Origin of the sequence: Paenarthrobacter sp. AMU7, assembly GCF_041200195.1 — a bacterium.
Lineage (GTDB): Bacteria > Actinomycetota > Actinomycetes > Actinomycetales > Micrococcaceae > Arthrobacter.
On the sequence record NZ_CP165735.1, the window covers coordinates 3,949,183 to 3,965,784 of the forward strand.

A 16,602-nucleotide genomic window follows, 5' to 3' on the forward strand; every position below is an offset into this window, starting at 1 on the left:
CGAGGTTCACGCAAAGATCGGCGGTGAGAGCGTGCGCGTCCCACCGTCGTTCCTCGATACCGGGTTCATCCTCCAGTCAAGCCCGGCCGGTCTAGCCCGGCACGCTTTGGTATCCCAGAGCCATCTCTCCGTACCCACCCCTTGACTCGCACCCCCACCTTCCCTAGACTTTTCATAAAGCAGAATCTAAATTCCACAAAGCGGAAACTGAGGCCAAGCACCAAGGCAGCAGCCAAGCACCCGGAAGATAGATCCAAGCCCCTCCTCGGAAGGACCTACGATGACGTACACAGTGAACTGCTCCATCCTCCTGACGGAGCTGCCCTTGCTCGAGCGCCCCGCCGCCGCGAAGGCAGCCGGTTTTGACGCCGTCGAGTTCTGGTGGCCCTTCGAGACCTCCGTCCCCACCGACGCCCAAGTAAGCGAGTTTGAAACAGCCATCAAGGACGCCGGCGTTCAGCTCACGGGCCTGAACTTCAACGCTGGCAACATGCCTGGCGGCGACCGTGGCCTGGTTTCCTGGAAGGGACGTTGCTCCGAGTTCAAGGACAACATCGACGTCGTGGCCGGCATCGGTGAGCGCCTGGGCTGCAAGGCCTTCAACGCTCTCTACGGCAACCGCCAGGACGAGTTCACCCCTGAAGAGCAGGACGAACTCGCCGCCAAGAACCTCGCCGCAGCAGCAGAAGGCGTCGCCCGCATCGGCGGCACCGTCCTCCTCGAACCAGTCAGCGGCGCACCCAAGTACCCGCTCCTCACCGCCGAAGACGCACTCAAGGTCATCGCCCGCGTCAAGGCAGAATCCGGCGCACAGAACATCAAGCTTCTCGCCGACTTCTACCACCTGGCAGTCAACGGCGACGACGTCGAATCCGTCATCGAGAACCACGCCAAGGACTTCGGCCACATCCAGATCGCCGACAACCCCGGCCGTGGCGCTCCCGGAACCGGCACGCTCCCCCTCGGCGAATGGATCGCCCGCAGCCGCGAACTCGGCTACGACGGCTACATCGGCCTCGAGTACAAGGAACCGCAGGAATCGGCTTTCAGCTGGGCCATCCGCCAGCGCGCCAACGCCAACTAAGCATTCAGCACACCTGAGCTAAAAAGACTTTCAGAAAGAGAACCACAATGAGCAACGTTGCAGTCATCGGACTCGGAATCATGGGCCTCCCTATGGCCATCAACCTCGTCAAGGCCGGCCACACGGTCACCGGTTTCAACCGCAGCCAGGACAAGATCGACAAGCTCGTCTCCGAAGGCGGCCAGGGTGCCACCAGCATCGCGGACGCAGTCAAGGACGCCGACGTCGTCATCACCATGGTCCCGGACTCCCCCGATGTTGAGGGTGTTGTCAGCGGCAAGGACGGCGTCTTCGCCAACGCGAAGAAGGGCACCATCTGGATCGACGCATCCAGCATCCGCCCGGACGTCGCCAAGCGCCTCTCAGAAGACGCCGTAGCAGCAGGCATCCGCCCGCTCGACGCTCCCGTATCCGGTGGCGAACAGGGCGCCATCGACGCCGTCCTGTCCATCATGGTCGGCGGCGAAGCAGCTGACTTCGAGGCAGCACAGGATGTCCTCAACGCAGTGGGCAAGACCATCGTCCACGTCGGCCCGTCCGGCTCCGGCCAGACCGTCAAGGCAGCCAACCAGCTGATCGTGGCAGTCAACATCCAGGTTCTCGGCGAGGCCATCGCCTTCCTCGAGGCTTACGGCGTAGACACCGACGCAGCACTGAAGGTCCTTGGCGGCGGCTTGGCCGGCTCCAAGGTCCTCGACCAGAAGGGTCAGAAGATGCTCGACCGCAACTTCGACCCCGGCTTCCGCCTGGCCCTCCACCACAAGGACCTCGGCATCGTCACCTCCGCAGCCCGCGAAGCCAACGTCGCTGTCCCGCTCGGCGCAGTCGTCGCCCAGCTCGTCGCCGCAACCGTCAACCAGGGCGACGGCGGCCTCGACCACTCGGGCCTCTTCAAGCAGGTCCTCCAGCTCAGCGGCCGCAACTAACCAGCCGCCCAAGGGCACCAAGCAACAAACAGCAGGGAACCCGCCGTCGTACATAAACGACGGCGGCTCCCTCACCACACCCAAAAACACCACAGACTTCGCCCGTCAGGGCAAAAAACAAGGAGTACACCATGGCAAAGATGCGCACCGTTGATGCGGCCGTAGCCATCCTGGAAAAGGAAGGCGCAACCGAAGCTTTCGGTCTGCCCGGCGCAGCGATCAACCCCTTCTACTCAGCAATGCGTGCCCACGGCGGCATCCGCCACACGCTGGCCCGCCACGTTGAAGGCGCCAGCCACATGGCTGACGGCTACAGCCGCGCAGCTGATGGCAACATCGGCATCTGCATCGGCACGTCGGGCCCCGCGGGCACGGACATGATCACCGGACTGTACGCAGCCCAGGCTGATTCCATCCCCATGCTCTGCATCACCGGCCAGGCACCCGTTGCCAAGCTGCACAAGGAAGACTTCCAGGCTGTGGACATCGAGTCCATCGCCAAGCCGTTGACCAAGTTCGCCATGACCATCCTGGAGCCGGGCCAGGTTCCCGGCGCCTTCCAGAAGGCCTTCCAGCTGATGCGTTCGGGTCGTCCGGGCCCGGTTCTGTTGGACCTGCCCATCGACGTTCAGATGGCCGAGATCGAGTTCGACATCGATGCCTACGAGCCCCTGCCCATCGAGAAGCCCAAGGCTTCCCGCAAGCAGCTGGAAAAGGCTTTGGACCTGCTGACCGCATCCCAGCACCCGCTGATCGTTGCCGGTGGCGGCATCATCAACGCCGGCGCTTCGGCCCAGCTGGTTGAGCTGGCCGAGATCCTGAACGTTCCTGTGATCCCCACCCTGATGGGCTGGGGCGCCATCCCGGACGACCACCAGCTGATGGCCGGCATGGTTGGCCTGCAGACCTCGCACCGCTACGGCAACGAGACGTTCCTGCAGAGCGACTTCGTGATCGGCATCGGCAACCGTTGGGCCAACCGCCACACCGGCGGCCTGGACACCTACACGGCTGGCCGTAAGTTCGTGCACATCGACATCGAGCCGACGCAGATCGGTCGCGTTTTCTCGCCGGACTTGGGCATTGCGTCCGACGCCGGTGCGGCGCTGGACGGTCTGTTGGAGCTGGCCCGCGAGCGCCAGGCAGCCAAGACCCTGCCGGACTACTCGGGTTGGGTTGCCGAGTGCCAGGAGCGCAAGGGCTCCCTGCACCGCAAGACCAACTTCGACAACGTGCCCATCAAGCCGCAGCGTGTGTACCAGGAGATGAACAAGGCCTTCGGCCGCGACACCACCTACGTGTCCACCATTGGCCTGTCGCAGATCGCCGGCGCGCAGATGCTGCACGTGTTCGGTGCCCGCAAGTGGATCAACGCAGGCCAGGCCGGCCCGCTGGGTTGGACCGCTCCGGCCGCTCTGGGCGTTGTTCGTGGAACCCCGGACGCCACCGTTGTTGCCCTCTCCGGTGACTACGACTTCCAGTTCATGATCGAGGAACTGGCCGTTGGCGCACAGTTCAACCTCCCGTACATCCATGTTGTGGTGAACAACAGCTACCTGGGCCTGATCCGTCAGAGCCAGCGCGGCTTCAACATGGAGCAGAACGTTTCCCTGGCCTTCGAGAACATCAACTCCCCGGAGACCAACGGCTACGGCGTGGACCACATCAAGGTTGCCGAGGGCTTGGGCGTCAAGGCCATCCGCGTTGAGGACCCCAACGATCTGCCTGCCGCTTTCGACAAGGCCAAGGCACTGATGGGCGAGTTCAAGGTTCCCGTGGTGGTTGAAGTGATCCTGGAAAAGATCACCAACATCTCCATGGGCGTTGAGATCAACGGCGTGAACGAGTTCGAAGAGCTGGCAGAAACCGCGGCGGACGCACCCACCGCGATCCTGACCAAAGCGTAAGTAACAGTAAAAGAAGGGAGGCACCGGAATGCGTGTTGTCATCGCCCCGGACAAATTCAAGGGCTCGCTGTCCGCGCCCGACGTCGCCAAGCACCTGGCAACAGGCCTGCAGGCGGGGTTCGGCCAAGGCATTGAAGCAACACGCATTCCGGTGGCCGACGGCGGCGAAGGAACCATCGACGCCGCCATCGGCTCCGGCTTCACCCGCCGGACCACCACCGTCACCGGCCCGCTCGGCGAGCCAGTGAAAGCCGACTTCGCGGTGCGCGACCAGGAAGCTGTCATCGAGATGGCGGCAGCTTCCGGGCTCGCCCTCCTCCCGGACGGCCCCACGTCCGAGACGGCCAAGACAGCCACCAGCATCGGCACGGGCGAACTCATCCGTGCCGCGCTAGACCTCGGCTGCCGCAAGATCATCCTGGGTGTCGGCGGAAGCGCCAACACCGACGCCGGCGCCGGAGTCCTCCAAGGCCTCGGCGCTGTCTTCCTGGACGAGAACGGCAACGAGCTCCCCGGCGGCGGTGCCGCACTCGCGGACATCGACAGCATCGACTTCTCCAACTTCGACGTCCGCGTCGAGGCAACGGAGTTCGTGTTGGCGTCCGACGTCGACAATCCCCTTTTGGGGGCCAGCGGAGCCCCAGCCATCTTCGGTCCGCAAAAGGGCGCGACACCGGACGACGTTACGGAACTGGATGCTGCAGCAAGCCACTTCGTCGACGTCCTCGCAGCCACAACAGGGCAACATGCCAAGTACGCAGCCAAGGCAGAAGGCGCTGGAGCAGCAGGCGGCGTTGGCTACATTGCCATCGCGGCACTGAAGGCTGCGCGGCGACCGGGTATCGACGTCGTGCTTGAATTCACTGAACTCGAGCGCAGGCTCAAAGGCGCCGACCTGGTGATCACTGGAGAAGGCAGCCTGGACGAGCAAAGCCTGCTCGGCAAGACCCCCATGGGAGTCTCGCGGGCGGCACAAAGGAACGGGGTTCCCGTGATCGCAGTCTGCGGCCGGAGTACCCTGAGCCGGGAACAACTCACGGATGCCGGCTTCCACACGGTCCATGCACTGACCGATCTGGAAAAAGATGTCCAAAAATGTATCGCTGAAGCAGGTCCGTTGCTTGAACAATTAGGTAAGCACATAGGCGTGTACCTGGCGGAACGGACCGAAAACAAGGAGTACCTCAATGTCTGAAGCAATCGGCGCCTATGACCTCGTTATCCGGGGCCAGCGCATCCTGACCACCGCCGGCCTCGCAGCCCGCGAAGTTGGCATCCGCGACGGCGTCATCGTCGCCATCGAACCCCTGGGCAACGGCCTGACGGGCAACGAGGTCATCGAACTCGCAGACGACGAAACCCTGATCCCCGGCCTGGTGGACACCCACGTCCACGTTAACGAGCCCGGCCGCACCGAGTGGGAAGGCTTCGCCTCCGCCACCCGTGCCGCAGCTGCCGGTGGTGTGACCACCATCATCGACATGCCGCTGAACAGCATCCCGCCCACCACCACCGTGGACGGCCTGGAGCAGAAGCGCGTGGTCGCCAAGGACCAGGCTTTCGTGGACGTCGGATTCTGGGGCGGTGCCATCCCGGGCAACAAGAGCGACCTCCGCCCGCTGCACGACGAAGGCGTCTTCGGCTTCAAGTGCTTCCTCCTGCACTCCGGCGTGGACGAGTTCCCGCACCTGGACGCGGACGAGATGGAAGAGGACATGAAGGAACTCAAGTCCTTCGATTCCCTCATGATCGTCCACGCCGAGGACTCCCACGCCATCGACCGCGCCCCGCACCCGGGCGGCGACCACTACGAGACCTTCCTGGCATCCCGCCCCCGCGGCGCCGAGAACAAGGCCATCGCCGAGGTCATCGAACGCGCCCGCTGGACCGGCGCCCGCGCCCACATCCTGCACCTCTCCTCCTCTGACGCACTGCCCATGATCGCCTCGGCAAAGCGCGACGGCGTCAACCTCACCGTTGAGACCTGCCCGCACTACCTGACGCTCATGGCCGAAGAAATCCCCGACGGCGCCACGGCCTACAAGTGCTGCCCGCCCATCCGCGAGGCCTCCAACCGGGAGCTCCTATGGAAGGGCCTGCAGGACGGCACCATCGACTGCATCGTTTCGGACCACTCCCCCTCCACACTGGACCTCAAGGACCTGGAAAACGGCGACTTCGCAGTGGCATGGGGCGGCGTTTCCTCGCTCCAGCTGGGCCTGTCCCTGATCTGGACCGAAGCCCGCCACCGTGGCATCCCGCTGGAACAGGTCGTCTCCTGGATGGCCGAGAAGCCCGCTGCCCTGGCCCGCCTGCACAACAAGGGCCAGCTCGCCCTGGGCTACGACGCCGACTTCTCCATCTTCGCCCCGGACGAGGCCTTCGTTGTGGACGTCACCAAGCTCAAGCACAAGAACCCGATCACGCCGTACGACGGCCGTCCGCTCGCCGGCGTCGTCCGCAAGACCTACCTGCGCGGCACCCCGATCGACGGCCAGAACCCCGGCGGCAAGCTGCTCCGCCGCGGCAACGTTTAGGTCAACCGTCATGGCAGTCAATGCCTACGGGCCGCCGCCGTCGCGGGGAACTGCCGCGCGCCGGAACGGCATGACCGCACACGGCCTGGCGCTCTGGGTCAACCCGGCCGAGGGCGACGAGATCGATCCTGAAGTCTGGGAGCGGGCAGCACGGCTTGTGCTGGCCCGCGCCATGAAACTTGCCCCGGAGGCGGAAGTCCGCATCTGGCCCGCCACCGGGGCACAGCACTCCGGCGTCGGCGACACTTCCTGGGGCGGCACTCCGCAGGAAGCCGCCGACGCCGGTACCAACGGTTCTCTCTCGCTCGCCGATGCCCTCGCGGAGGCGCGTTCGGTCACCCGTTCGGATGCCGCTTCCGACGGCGGCGACCGCACCGAAGCGGGCGGCAGCACCGCCGTCGAGCCCGTAACGTTGGCGAGCCGCCGCAGCCAACTTGCGGTGGACCTCGCCGCTGAAGTAGTGCTGCTGGACGGCGAGCCCGTGGCCTTTACTGGCATGGAATACAAGCTGCTCCGCTACCTCGTGGTGAACTGCTCACGGGCCATCAGTCGTGAAGAATTGCAACGCTTCCTGGAGTCATTTGACCTCCCCGGCGCGGCATTTCGGTCGATCGACGTTTATGTTGGAAGGGTGCGACGGAAGCTCGGCTCCGCCCGCCACACCGTCGCCACCGTCCGTGGTGGCGGCTACCAGTTCGTGCCAGGCCCTTATGCCACAGTGCGCGGACCCGCGGAATACAGCATCTGATTTCGCTGTTCTACTTCATTGACTTCGTTCTTTGAATGATCGCTGTTGTTTGAAATGACCGCCGGTGCACACCGGTTGAATGTAAAGGATCGCCATGACCCAGAAACTCCTCGTCGGAACGCAAGCACCTGATTTCGCGCTTCTCGACGCCGACGGCACCAAGGTCTCGCTGTCCGACTACCGCGGACGCAACGTCATTGTGTACTTCTACCCGAAGGCAGCCACCCCCGGCTGCACCACCGAGGCTTGCGACTTCCGCGACAACCTCGCCAGCCTCCAGGGCAAGGGCTACGACGTCATCGGGATCTCCCCGGACGGCCCAGAGGACCTCGCGAAGTTCACCGGTGAATTCGCCCTGACCTTCCCGCTGCTCTCCGACGAAGACCACAAAGTGGCCCTCGCTTACGGCGCTTGGGGCGAGAAGCTGGTTGACGGCGAAATCGTCGAAGGCCTGGTCCGCTCCACCGTTGTCCTCGACGGCGAAGGCACCGTGAAGCTCACCCAGTACCAGGTTTCTGCGCAGGGCCACGTCCAGGCGCTTAAGGAAGAGCTGGGCGTCTAACCCTCTCTCACCTCCCGCGTGTTTGAGCGCGACGCTCTCTCACCTCCCGCGTGTTTGAGGGCAACCCTCTCTCATATAACTGAACAAAAGATGTAACGCCCGCCCACTTTTGTGAGCGGGCGTTTCATGTGTCGTGACTAAACGTGACAAATACCCAGCAGCATTAGTTAATGGAGCCATGGTCTCTTCCCCACCCGTGCGCCACGCAGTAGTCGTCGAAGATGATGCCGACATCCGCGGACTCCTCGTCCTGGTCCTCGAGCAGCTCGACTTTGTGGTGACCGAAGCACCTGACGGTCTGTCCGGCGTCGAGGCTGTCCGCAATACCAACGCGGAACTTGTGACCCTCGACGTGAATCTCCCGGACATTGACGGCATGGAAGTCTGCCGCCGGCTCCGCGAATTCTCGGACGCCTACATCCTCATGCTCACGGCACGCGCAGACGAGATTGACAGGCTCAACGGCCTGGACATCGGCGCCGACGACTACATCAACAAGCCCTTCAGTCCCAAGGAACTTCAAGCCCGTATCCGCGCGCTGTTCCGCCGGGCCCGCACGCCCGCCGCGCCGGCCGAGGACAGCGGCCAAACGGACGAACTCGAGCGCGCAGCAGTGGTGCAGAAGAGCCTCCTCCCGCGCGAAACAGTCCGCCTCGAAGGATACGACGTCGCTGGCGCCTTCCGCCCCACCCGCAGCGTAGGTGGGGACTTCTACGACTGGTACCAGACCCGCGACGGCATGCACCTGACGTTCGCGGACGCCATGGGCAAGGGCATGGGCGCGGCCTTGATCGCAGCCACCGTCCGTGCGGTGATGCGTTCAGTGGCCGACACTCCGGCCATCGACGCCGCTTTCGCCTCAGCCAGCGCCACCATCACCTCGGACCTGGACCAGTCCGGCTCCTTCGCCACGATGTTCCACGCGCGGCTGGACGCTCCCTCCGGAAGGTTCAGCTACATCGACGCTGGCCACGGACTTGCCCTGCACATTCCGGCGGAGGGGGCAGCGCAGAGGCTTGTATCCGCCGGGCCCCCGGTGGGCATCCTCGACGGTCAGCACTGGCCCGCCGCTGAGCTCCTGCTGGAACCAGGCGACACGCTGGTAATCGTCAGCGACGGCGTACTGGACGCCCACGCATCCCTCGAAGACTTCATCCGGAACGTCGAGAAGGCAGCGCGGAGCGAGGAAACGTCGGACGATGTGTGCGCGGCCTTGCTGGGGTTGGCCCCGGTCGAAACAGCGGAAGACGACGTGACCGCCGTCGTCGTTCGTAGAAAACCTGACGTCCAGCACTAAAGACCACAAAAAGGGGGGATTGTGACACGTTTCTGGACCCGGCTGTTGGTTGTTCTGACAGTCATCTTGGGCGTCAACTATGTGGCCTGGCGTTGGATGGCGTCGCTGAACTGGGACGCATGGTGGATCGCCGTTCCGTTGGTGATCGCTGAGACGTACAGCCTCATCGACGTGATGCTCTTCGGACTGACGGTGTGGAACCTGAAGATCCGCAAGCCCCCACCCCCTGCCCCGGCCGACGCCACCGTGGACGTTTTCATCACCACCTACAACGAGCCGCTGGACCTGGTGATGACCACGGCACTGGCCGCCAAGGACATCCGCTGGCCGCACAGTACCTGGATACTCGACGACGGCGATCGCCCCGAGATGCGCCAACTCGCCGAATCGAACGGGATTGGCTATGTGACGCGTGGCGCGGACTGGACACCGGACATGCCGCGGCACGCCAAAGCCGGCAACCTGAACAACGCGCTGATGGTCACCTCGGGCGAATACCTGCTGATTCTCGACGCCGACCAGATCCCCGAGCCTGACATCCTGGACAAGACGCTGGGCTACTTCAACGATGACCGCGTGGCGTTGGTCCAGACCCCCCAATACTTCATCAACGTCCCCGCCGACGATCCCCTGGGCAGCCAGGCGCCGCTGTTCTACGGTCCCATCCAGCAGGGCAAGGACGGCTGGAACGCGGCGTTCTTCTGCGGCTCAAACGCGATCCTCCGCCGTGAAGCCCTCATGCAGCTCGGCCTGGTGGGCTACGTCAAAGCCACGGAGAAGAGTGTCCGTCGCGCCCTTGCTGCCTCCCGTTCGGCCATCAAGAAGGCACGGCGCTCCGACGAGGCCCGCAACCCCTTGGTGGAGCAGATGCTCAACGAGGTGGAGGCAGCAACCAATACTGCCCAGCAGGAACTCGAAGCACGCGTGTCCCTCAGCGAGATCACGTACCGGGTGCGGCGCAAAGTGGACGAGGCCGTGCGCACCCTCGTGGCTGCCGACTTCTCCGCGCTGCAGGCCGACCTCGAAGAGATCGCCGCGATGGAACTCGCCCACGTCGGCGAGTCCGGTGTGACCACTGTGGCGAGTGACGCCGTCGACCGTATGTCCGGCCGCGACTGGTCACCGTTGGGTGCGCTCGAGTCGGTCCACGCCGTCCTGGACGCCATCTCCGTGGAACGCACCGACGAAGCGCAGCCGATCATGCCACTGGCCACCATCTCAGTCACCGAGGACATGGCCACGGCAATGCGCATCCACTCGCTGGGCTGGAAGAGCGTCTACCACCACGAAATCCTGGCCAACGGATTGGCGCCCGAGGATCTCAAGACCATGCTCACCCAACGGCTCCGCTGGGCACAGGGCACCATGCAGGTCCTCCTTCGCGAGAACCCGTTGGTCCAGCCCAGGCTCTCGTGGGGCCAGCGGCTTATGTACTTCTCCACCATGTGGAGCTACCTCAGCGGCTTCGCGGCCGTGGTGTACTTCGCGGCGCCCATCATTTACCTGACGCTCGGCATCCTCCCGGTGAGCAGCCTCAGCTTCGACTTCTTCATCCGGTTCATCCCGTTCATGGTGGTCAACCAGCTGCTGTTTGTGGTGGCCGGGCACGGCATCCCCACCTGGCGCGGACAGCAGTACAGCCTTGCGTTGTTCCCCACCTGGATCAAGGCATGTACGACGGCGGCCCGGAACGTTTGGTTCGGTCGCCCCCTTGGGTTTGCCGTCACCCCCAAGGCGCGCCAGAGCGGCGGCCCGAGCTGGAGCCTGATCCGTCCGCAGATCATCGTGGCGGTGTTGTTGGCTATTGCGCTGGTGGTCGGGATCGCCCGCCTTTTGACTGGTCTTTCGGAGCCCCTCGGCACGCTGGTGAATGTCGCCTGGGTGGCATTCGACCTGGTGGTCCTGAGCGTGCTGGTCAAGGCAGTTTTGTACAAGGGTTTTGTCCCTGAAGATGTTGGGCCGGAGAGCCCCGAGGAAAGGAATGCAGATGCAGTTCAGCTATGAGGTCAAGGACTCCTACGCGGAAGTGAAGAGCGTGGGTCGCTTGAACATGGTGGCGGCACCCAAGCTCCGCGAAGTAGTGAACGAGGTTGTTGCCAGCGGCTCGAGCCGGGTTGTGGTCAACCTGGCAGAGACGGACTTCATGGACTCATCAGGCCTCGGAGCGCTCATCGGTTGCCTCAAAGCCGCGCGCCAGGCAGGTGGCGACCTCCGCATTGCCGGTGTGCAGCCGCAGGTGAAGATGGTCCTGGAACTGACCAACATGGACCGGGTGCTCACGGCGTACCCCTCAGCCGAGGAGGCGTTCGGCGATGACTGAGGTGATCGCCCACCGAGGGTTCCATGGGCCATCCAATGAGGACGCGATCGAGGCGATCCACAATGAGCTGGACGCTCTCTGGGACGATGCCTCCTTTGTACCCGATATGGATCGGATGACCTTTGCCACCGCAGTCATCGAGGCAGCGGCGAACATCGTGCAGCACGCGGTTCCTGTCGCAGAGAAGCCCGTGGAGATCGACGTGGACATCAGCGTCCGGCCCGCCCGGCTGGTCGCGAGGGTCAGCGCGTACAACGCCCGTGAGCCCTTCGCGAGCGACATGCAGGCGTCCATGCCAGACTCCGAAGCCGAATCCGGCCGCGGGTTGGCACTCATCGAAGCCCTGGTAACCACGGTGACGTTCGAACGCCAGGACGGCACCAACACCTGGGTCCTCACCCGCAACACCTGACCCTCTCTCACCTCCCGCGTGCTTGAGCCGGACCCTCTCTCACCTCCCGCGTGCTTGAGCCGGACCCTCTCTCACCTCCCGCGTGCTTGAGCCGGACCCTCTCTCACCTCCCGCGTGCTTGAGCCGAACCCTCTCTCACCTGTACGGGTTGTTCTGCCCATCGCCCAGAGCAACGCAACGTGAAAACATTCGGTGAGATCCGCCGTCGAACGCTAACTGAAACTGGGGACGAAAATGAACCGCCGCGTGCACCGCAAGCCTTGGGCGCTGGCTGCTGCCCTTACGGTGGCGACTCTTGCTGCGGGATGCAGCGGCACCCCCGACGGACCCACCCGCGAACCCAGCAGCGCGCCGCCAGTTACCGCCGAACCTGCTCCCGTGGCAGAAAGCGTCGCTAAGTACAATGCCCTGACCGCCGACCTTGTTGCGGCCTTGGAGGCAAGGATGCCGGACATCACGTGGTCCGTGGATGACCCTGCACGCCTGAGCCGCATCGACGACGGCAGGTGCATGCTCGCCCCACGGAGCATGAAGAGCAGCGCGGACATCGTGGAACCATCAAGGAGTTTCGAGGACGTCTTTGCTGTGGCGGATCCGGTCCTGAAAGAGCACGGCTTCCCTTCCTTCGACGGCATTGACCCCGTGCCGGGCGGCTGGGTGGTCACGCGCAGCACTGACGCTGCGGGTGCCACGGTGACCATCCGATCGAAGTTCCCGGCCTACCTGGACGTCACTGTTCCGGTGAAATCCGAGAACTGCGATACCAACGAAATACCCGAGGGGGACAAGTGATGCCGGAATTTTACGGTGCTGACATTGAACAATTGCGGGCACTGGCAAAGACGATGTCGCGGCACTCGGAACGGATGACCTCCCTGTCCACGGAGCTGGGTCACCTCATCAGCAATGCGCGGTGGGATGGCCGGGACGCTGCGATGTTCCGGTCTTCGTGGGACTCCCAACACCGCCCCATGCTGAAGAAGATCTCCAGTGAACTGCAGGCCCAGGCCAAGGAGCTGATCCGCAACGCGGATGAGCAGGACAAGTCCAGCTCGGGAGCGTCGGGGTCCTCCGGCTCCGATCATTCCGGGCGGGGAGATTCGAACCCGCCCGGCGACCCCGGCCCGCTGGACCCTGACATGCCCGACGTCGATGTGCCCGGCGACGTCCGCAACGACCCCGACGCCGGCGACCCCAGCGACATCAACCAGGGACAGATCGGCGACTGCTGGCTGTTGGCAGGCATTGGCTCCGTGGCCCAGGTGCTGGAGCGCGAAGGCAAGCTGGACGAGTTCCTTGAGGAGCACATGCGCCCCGTCGGTGATCCCCCGACGCACTGGGTGGTCACCCTCTACGAAGATGGCGAGCCCGTGGAAGTCACTGTGGAGGCCAAGTCAACCGAAGGCGGTGTCCGCGGCGCTGACGGCGAACCCAACTGGCTGTCCATCTACGAGCGCGCAGCAGCTGAGCACCGCGGCGGATCATACGACGACATCGACGGCGGATTCAGCAACGAAGCCATGGAGCTGATGACCGGGCAGTCCGCCGATAAGGACGGCGAACTGAACTTTGATGACATCGAGGACAAGTTCGCCGACGGCCAGGCCATTTCCGTGGGCACCGAAGACGTCAAGGACGACGACTTCGACTGGGTCTGGGAGTCTGACGAAGTCAACCGCACCGACGTCGTGCCCAACCATGCCTACGTTGTGGTTGATGTGAAAACCAACGACGACGGCGAGAAAGTCATCGTCCTGGCCAACCCGTGGGGTCCGTCCGGCGGCTACTTGGAGGACGACGACGACCACAAGTCCGGCACGCTGGAACTGACCGAAGATGAGTACAAGGAAAACTTCGACTCCGTGTACTCCGTGGACGTGAAGTAAGGATGGCCATGGAACAGCTCGTAACAGTCAAACAAGGCATGCAGCCAACCTTCGACGGCGTCAAAGTGGGCGTGGTCAAAATCGGAATCGCCGACGGCGCCCCCGCTATCCAGTTCTGGATCCGCACCGCCGAACAACAGCGCAAGCAGGCCTTCCGCGAAGGGCAATCGGTCACGCTGCCGGGCGCGGGCTTGTTGACCATCACCTCGATTCAGCCCGCCGACGGCAGCACCGCCGCCTCCGCGACGTTAACGTACGACGCCGGTCACGTCACCGATTGAAGGGTCGGGCGCGGGACGTGAGAGAGCGTCCCACCCAACCACGCGGGACGTGAGAGAGCGTCCCACCCAACCACGCGGGACGTGAGAGAGCGTCCCACCCAACCACGCGGGACGTGAGAGAGCGTCCCACCCAACCACGCGGGACGTGAGAGAGCGTCCCACCCAACCACGCGGGACGTGAGAGAGCGTCCCACCCAACCACGCGGGACGTGAGAGAGCGTCCCACCCAACCACGCGGGACGTGAGAGAGCGTCGGGCTAGGCTTTCGCGATCGCTTCCTTCAGCGCCCCCAGCACCAGGGTGACCGAGGCGCTGTTCGCGTTCGGTCCCATCATGCCGATGCGCCACACAGTGTCCGCGAATTCCCCCACACCCGAGCCGATTTCCATACTGAAGTTCTCCAGAAGGTAAGCGCGGACGGCAGCCGAGTTGACGCCGTCGGGCACTTTGACCGTGGTGAGGCTCGGCAACCGGGAGCCCTCGGCGGCGAACAGTTCCAGCCCCATCTCCTGCAGCCCGTTCTGAAGAGCGGCGCCGGCGGCACGGTGCCGGGCCTGCACCACGTCCAACCCCTCGGCGAGGATCCGGTCCAGGGCAGCTTCGAGCCCGGCGATCATGGTGACGGGCGCTGTGTGGTGATACGTCCGGGCTCCACTGGCCGCTCCGACGTAACCACCAAGCAACCCGATGTCGAGGTACCAGGAGCGCGGATCCTTGACCCGGCGTTCGAAAGCGCGGTCGGACAGAGTGAACGGCGACAGTCCCGGCGGAACGCCCAGGCATTTCTGGGTTCCGGCGTATCCGACGTCGATCCCCCAGTCGTCCGCCAACAGTTCCAATCCGCCGATGGAGGTGACGGCGTCGGTGATCAGCAGGGCATCGCCCTTTCCTGCGCCCAGCGCGGCGATGTCGGAAACTACACCGACGGATGTCTCAGCATGGACGGCGGCGATGACTTTCGGATGAGGATGCGCCGAGAGGACACGGTCGGCATCTACGGGCTGGCCCCATTCGTGGTCGACCCGGACCACCGTGGCCCCGCAGCGCCGTGCGACCTCGCACATCCGCGCCCCAAACAGTCCGTTCACAGCGATAACTGCCACGTCGCCGTCGGACACGGTGTTCACGAAAGCCGCTTCCATCCCGCCGGAACCTGTGGCACTCAACGGGAGTGTCCGCGCATTGGAGGTTCCCCAAACAGTACGGAGGCCCTCGCAAGTGTGGTCAAGCCGTTCGATGAACACCGGATCAAGGTGCCCCAGCACGGGATAGGCCAGGGCGGCCATTGCTTCTGGGTAGCAATTGCCCGGGCCGGGACCGAACAGGAACCTGGACGTCAGAATGTCGGGCATGTGCGAACTCCTTCAGCTGGTTGAGGTCATTCTGCCCCAGCGTGCTGTGCGGAGCGAGCCAACCGCGCCTGACCGCTCGATTTGTACGGTATGAGCCGGTCCGTGCCCCAGAGCGCCAACGCGAGCGCAGCAAAAACCGCGCCCAGTACGCTGGCCCCGGCCCAACCCCAGGCATCGTAGACCGGCGCAACAGCTGCCGCGCCCGCTGCGCTTCCCACGGAATAGAACACCATGTAGCTGCCGATAATGCTGCTGGCCGACTCCTCAGCTCCTGCCACGATCAAGGTCTGGCTGCTGACATGAACGGCCTGCACTGCAGCGTCGAGAACGATGATGCCGGCAACGAACCACAACAGCGACCAACCGCCGAGGGACAAAGCCACCCAGGAACCCAGGAGCGCAACGAGGCTCCACGCCGTGACCCGCTGCGCCCACCCACGGTCAGCCGCGGCGCCTGCCCGGGATGCGGCCACCACGCCGATCAGGCCGGCCAACCCAAACAGTCCGATCACGCTCGGCGGCAGATGCCACGCGGGACTGCTGAGCATCAGGGACATACCGCTCCACAGCACCCCGAAGGACGCGAACAGCAGCATGGTGATCAGCGCCCGCGTACGGAATATGCGATCACGTCGCGTCAGGACCACCACCGATGAGACAGCCCGCCAGTACCCCACTTCTCCCCTCTCGGCCCGGTCTTGGGGCAGAGCGCGAAAAACCGCGACGGCGAGGACCGCACCTGCCACCGCAGCGAGAACGTAGACCGACCGCCATCCCCACAGGTCCGTCAGGCCTCCCGCCAGCGTCCGGGCAAGGATGATGCCACTCACGACGCCGGCCGTGACGGTGCCGATGTTTCCGCCCCTTTGGTCGGGGGTGCTGGAGGCTGCGGTGTACGCCACGATGGTCTGAACCACCGACGAGGCCAATCCAAGGAGCAGGAAGCCGCCCAGGAGGGCCGCCTGTGAATCTGCCAGGGCCACCACGGATCCGCCAAGTGCCGTCGCCGCGATGTGAAGGGTAATGAGCACCCGGCGGTTCATGACATCTCCCAAAGGCACCAAGAGAACCAGCCCCAGAAGGTATCCGGCCTGGGATGCGGCCACAATCCAGCCCACCGCGGACGTTGGAATCCCCAGGTCCGTCCCGATGCGCTCGAGCAGGGGCTGCCCGTAATAGATGTTGGACACCATGAATCCGGCCGCCACAGCGAGCAGGAACAACAAGCGACGGCCAAGTCCTCGGTTGGAATCCTTCAGGTGTGTGCTCACAGCGCCTCCGCAGTTGGTT

At 64.2% G+C, this 16,602-nt stretch carries 15 protein-coding genes and 1 pseudogene; 14 read left to right on the forward strand and 2 right to left on the reverse strand.

Features of this window, described 5'->3' with window-relative positions; all coding sequences use genetic code 11:
- Positions 1-280 precede the first annotated feature (280 nt).
- From ABQM86_RS18145 to ABQM86_RS18210, 14 genes and pseudogenes are all read left to right on the forward strand, one after another.
- Positions 281-1,084 carry a hydroxypyruvate isomerase family protein gene (locus ABQM86_RS18145; RefSeq protein WP_369745202.1) on the forward strand — a complete coding sequence of 268 codons (804 nt, stop codon included), beginning with the start codon at positions 281-283 and terminating at the stop codon, positions 1,082-1,084.
- A 29-nt stretch (positions 1,085-1,113) separates the two neighbouring features.
- Positions 1,114-2,010 (forward strand): annotated as a pseudogene (locus tag ABQM86_RS18150) (2-hydroxy-3-oxopropionate reductase); the annotation flags it as partial.
- 131 nt (positions 2,011-2,141) lie between these two features.
- On the forward strand, positions 2,142-3,917 hold the full coding sequence (gene gcl / locus ABQM86_RS18155; protein WP_369745203.1) for a glyoxylate carboligase: 1,776 nt from the start codon (positions 2,142-2,144) through the stop codon (positions 3,915-3,917).
- A gap of 28 nt (positions 3,918-3,945) precedes the next feature.
- On the forward strand, positions 3,946-5,112 hold the full coding sequence (locus tag ABQM86_RS18160; RefSeq protein ID WP_369745204.1) for a glycerate kinase: 1,167 nt from the start codon (positions 3,946-3,948) through the stop codon (positions 5,110-5,112).
- Entirely contained in the window at positions 5,105-6,454 is a 1,350-nt protein-coding gene (gene allB, locus ABQM86_RS18165) for an allantoinase AllB (protein ID WP_091324862.1), read from the forward strand. The genes ABQM86_RS18160 and allB overlap by 8 nt, the downstream gene beginning before the upstream one ends.
- A gap of 10 nt (positions 6,455-6,464) precedes the next feature.
- Positions 6,465-7,202 (forward strand): winged helix-turn-helix domain-containing protein, encoded by a 738-nt coding sequence (locus ABQM86_RS18170; protein WP_280623785.1) that lies wholly within the window; start codon positions 6,465-6,467, stop codon positions 7,200-7,202.
- A gap of 94 nt (positions 7,203-7,296) precedes the next feature.
- On the forward strand, positions 7,297-7,764 hold the full coding sequence (gene bcp / locus ABQM86_RS18175; RefSeq protein ID WP_089596279.1) for a thioredoxin-dependent thiol peroxidase: 468 nt from the start codon (positions 7,297-7,299) through the stop codon (positions 7,762-7,764).
- Between the two features lie 178 nt (positions 7,765-7,942).
- Positions 7,943-9,061, forward strand: a complete 1,119-nt coding sequence (locus tag ABQM86_RS18180) for a SpoIIE family protein phosphatase (RefSeq protein WP_337339933.1) — start codon at positions 7,943-7,945, stop codon at positions 9,059-9,061.
- Between the two features lie 21 nt (positions 9,062-9,082).
- Entirely contained in the window at positions 9,083-11,065 is a 1,983-nt protein-coding gene (locus tag ABQM86_RS18185) for a glycosyltransferase family 2 protein (protein WP_369745205.1), read from the forward strand.
- The gene (locus ABQM86_RS18190) at positions 11,049-11,381 is read left to right on the forward strand and encodes an STAS domain-containing protein (RefSeq protein WP_089596282.1); all 333 of its coding nucleotides are present in this window, start codon (positions 11,049-11,051) and stop codon (positions 11,379-11,381) included. Before ABQM86_RS18185 ends, ABQM86_RS18190 begins: the two co-directional genes overlap by 17 nt.
- On the forward strand, positions 11,374-11,793 hold the full coding sequence (locus ABQM86_RS18195) for an ATP-binding protein (protein WP_207594964.1): 420 nt from the start codon (positions 11,374-11,376) through the stop codon (positions 11,791-11,793). Before ABQM86_RS18190 ends, ABQM86_RS18195 begins: the two co-directional genes overlap by 8 nt.
- A gap of 234 nt (positions 11,794-12,027) precedes the next feature.
- The gene (locus tag ABQM86_RS18200) at positions 12,028-12,585 is read left to right on the forward strand and encodes a hypothetical protein (protein WP_369745206.1); all 558 of its coding nucleotides are present in this window, start codon (positions 12,028-12,030) and stop codon (positions 12,583-12,585) included.
- Entirely contained in the window at positions 12,585-13,679 is a 1,095-nt protein-coding gene (locus ABQM86_RS18205; RefSeq protein WP_369746688.1) for a C2 family cysteine protease, read from the forward strand. The genes ABQM86_RS18200 and ABQM86_RS18205 overlap by 1 nt, the downstream gene beginning before the upstream one ends.
- A gap of 8 nt (positions 13,680-13,687) precedes the next feature.
- A complete protein-coding gene (locus tag ABQM86_RS18210) occupies positions 13,688-13,960 on the forward strand; it encodes a hypothetical protein (RefSeq protein ID WP_207594970.1) in 273 nt (90 codons plus the stop codon).
- A gap of 257 nt (positions 13,961-14,217) precedes the next feature.
- Here ABQM86_RS18210 and ABQM86_RS18215 read toward each other — a convergent pair whose 3' ends face one another.
- A complete protein-coding gene (locus ABQM86_RS18215; RefSeq protein WP_369745207.1) occupies positions 14,218-15,312 on the reverse strand; it encodes an alanine--glyoxylate aminotransferase family protein in 1,095 nt (364 codons plus the stop codon).
- Between the two features lie 26 nt (positions 15,313-15,338).
- Positions 15,339-16,583 carry an MFS transporter gene (locus ABQM86_RS18220; RefSeq protein ID WP_369745208.1) on the reverse strand — a complete coding sequence of 415 codons (1,245 nt, stop codon included), beginning with the start codon at positions 16,581-16,583 and terminating at the stop codon, positions 15,339-15,341.
- Positions 16,584-16,602: the final 19 nt, after the last annotated feature.

Bases quoted from the DNA above. Each gene is read 5' to 3' on its own strand.
- ABQM86_RS18145 (WP_369745202.1), top strand. From the start codon at position 281: ATGACGTACACAGTGAACTGCTCCATCCTCCTGACGGAGCTGCCCTTG.
- ABQM86_RS18210 (WP_207594970.1), top strand. From the start codon at position 13,688: ATGGAACAGCTCGTAACAGTCAAACAAGGCATGCAGCCAACCTTCGAC.
- allB (WP_091324862.1), top strand. From the start codon at position 5,105: ATGTCTGAAGCAATCGGCGCCTATGACCTCGTTATCCGGGGCCAGCGC.
- gcl (WP_369745203.1), top strand. From the start codon at position 2,142: ATGGCAAAGATGCGCACCGTTGATGCGGCCGTAGCCATCCTGGAAAAG.
- ABQM86_RS18200 (WP_369745206.1), top strand. From the start codon at position 12,028: ATGAACCGCCGCGTGCACCGCAAGCCTTGGGCGCTGGCTGCTGCCCTT.
- ABQM86_RS18215 (WP_369745207.1), bottom strand. From the start codon at position 15,312: ATGCCCGACATTCTGACGTCCAGGTTCCTGTTCGGTCCCGGCCCGGGC.
- ABQM86_RS18180 (WP_337339933.1), top strand. From the start codon at position 7,943: ATGGTCTCTTCCCCACCCGTGCGCCACGCAGTAGTCGTCGAAGATGAT.
- bcp (WP_089596279.1), top strand. From the start codon at position 7,297: ATGACCCAGAAACTCCTCGTCGGAACGCAAGCACCTGATTTCGCGCTT.
- ABQM86_RS18170 (WP_280623785.1), top strand. From the start codon at position 6,465: ATGGCAGTCAATGCCTACGGGCCGCCGCCGTCGCGGGGAACTGCCGCG.
- ABQM86_RS18160 (WP_369745204.1), top strand. From the start codon at position 3,946: ATGCGTGTTGTCATCGCCCCGGACAAATTCAAGGGCTCGCTGTCCGCG.
- ABQM86_RS18195 (WP_207594964.1), top strand. From the start codon at position 11,374: ATGACTGAGGTGATCGCCCACCGAGGGTTCCATGGGCCATCCAATGAG.
- ABQM86_RS18205 (WP_369746688.1), top strand. From the start codon at position 12,585: ATGCCGGAATTTTACGGTGCTGACATTGAACAATTGCGGGCACTGGCA.
- ABQM86_RS18190 (WP_089596282.1), top strand. From the start codon at position 11,049: ATGCAGTTCAGCTATGAGGTCAAGGACTCCTACGCGGAAGTGAAGAGC.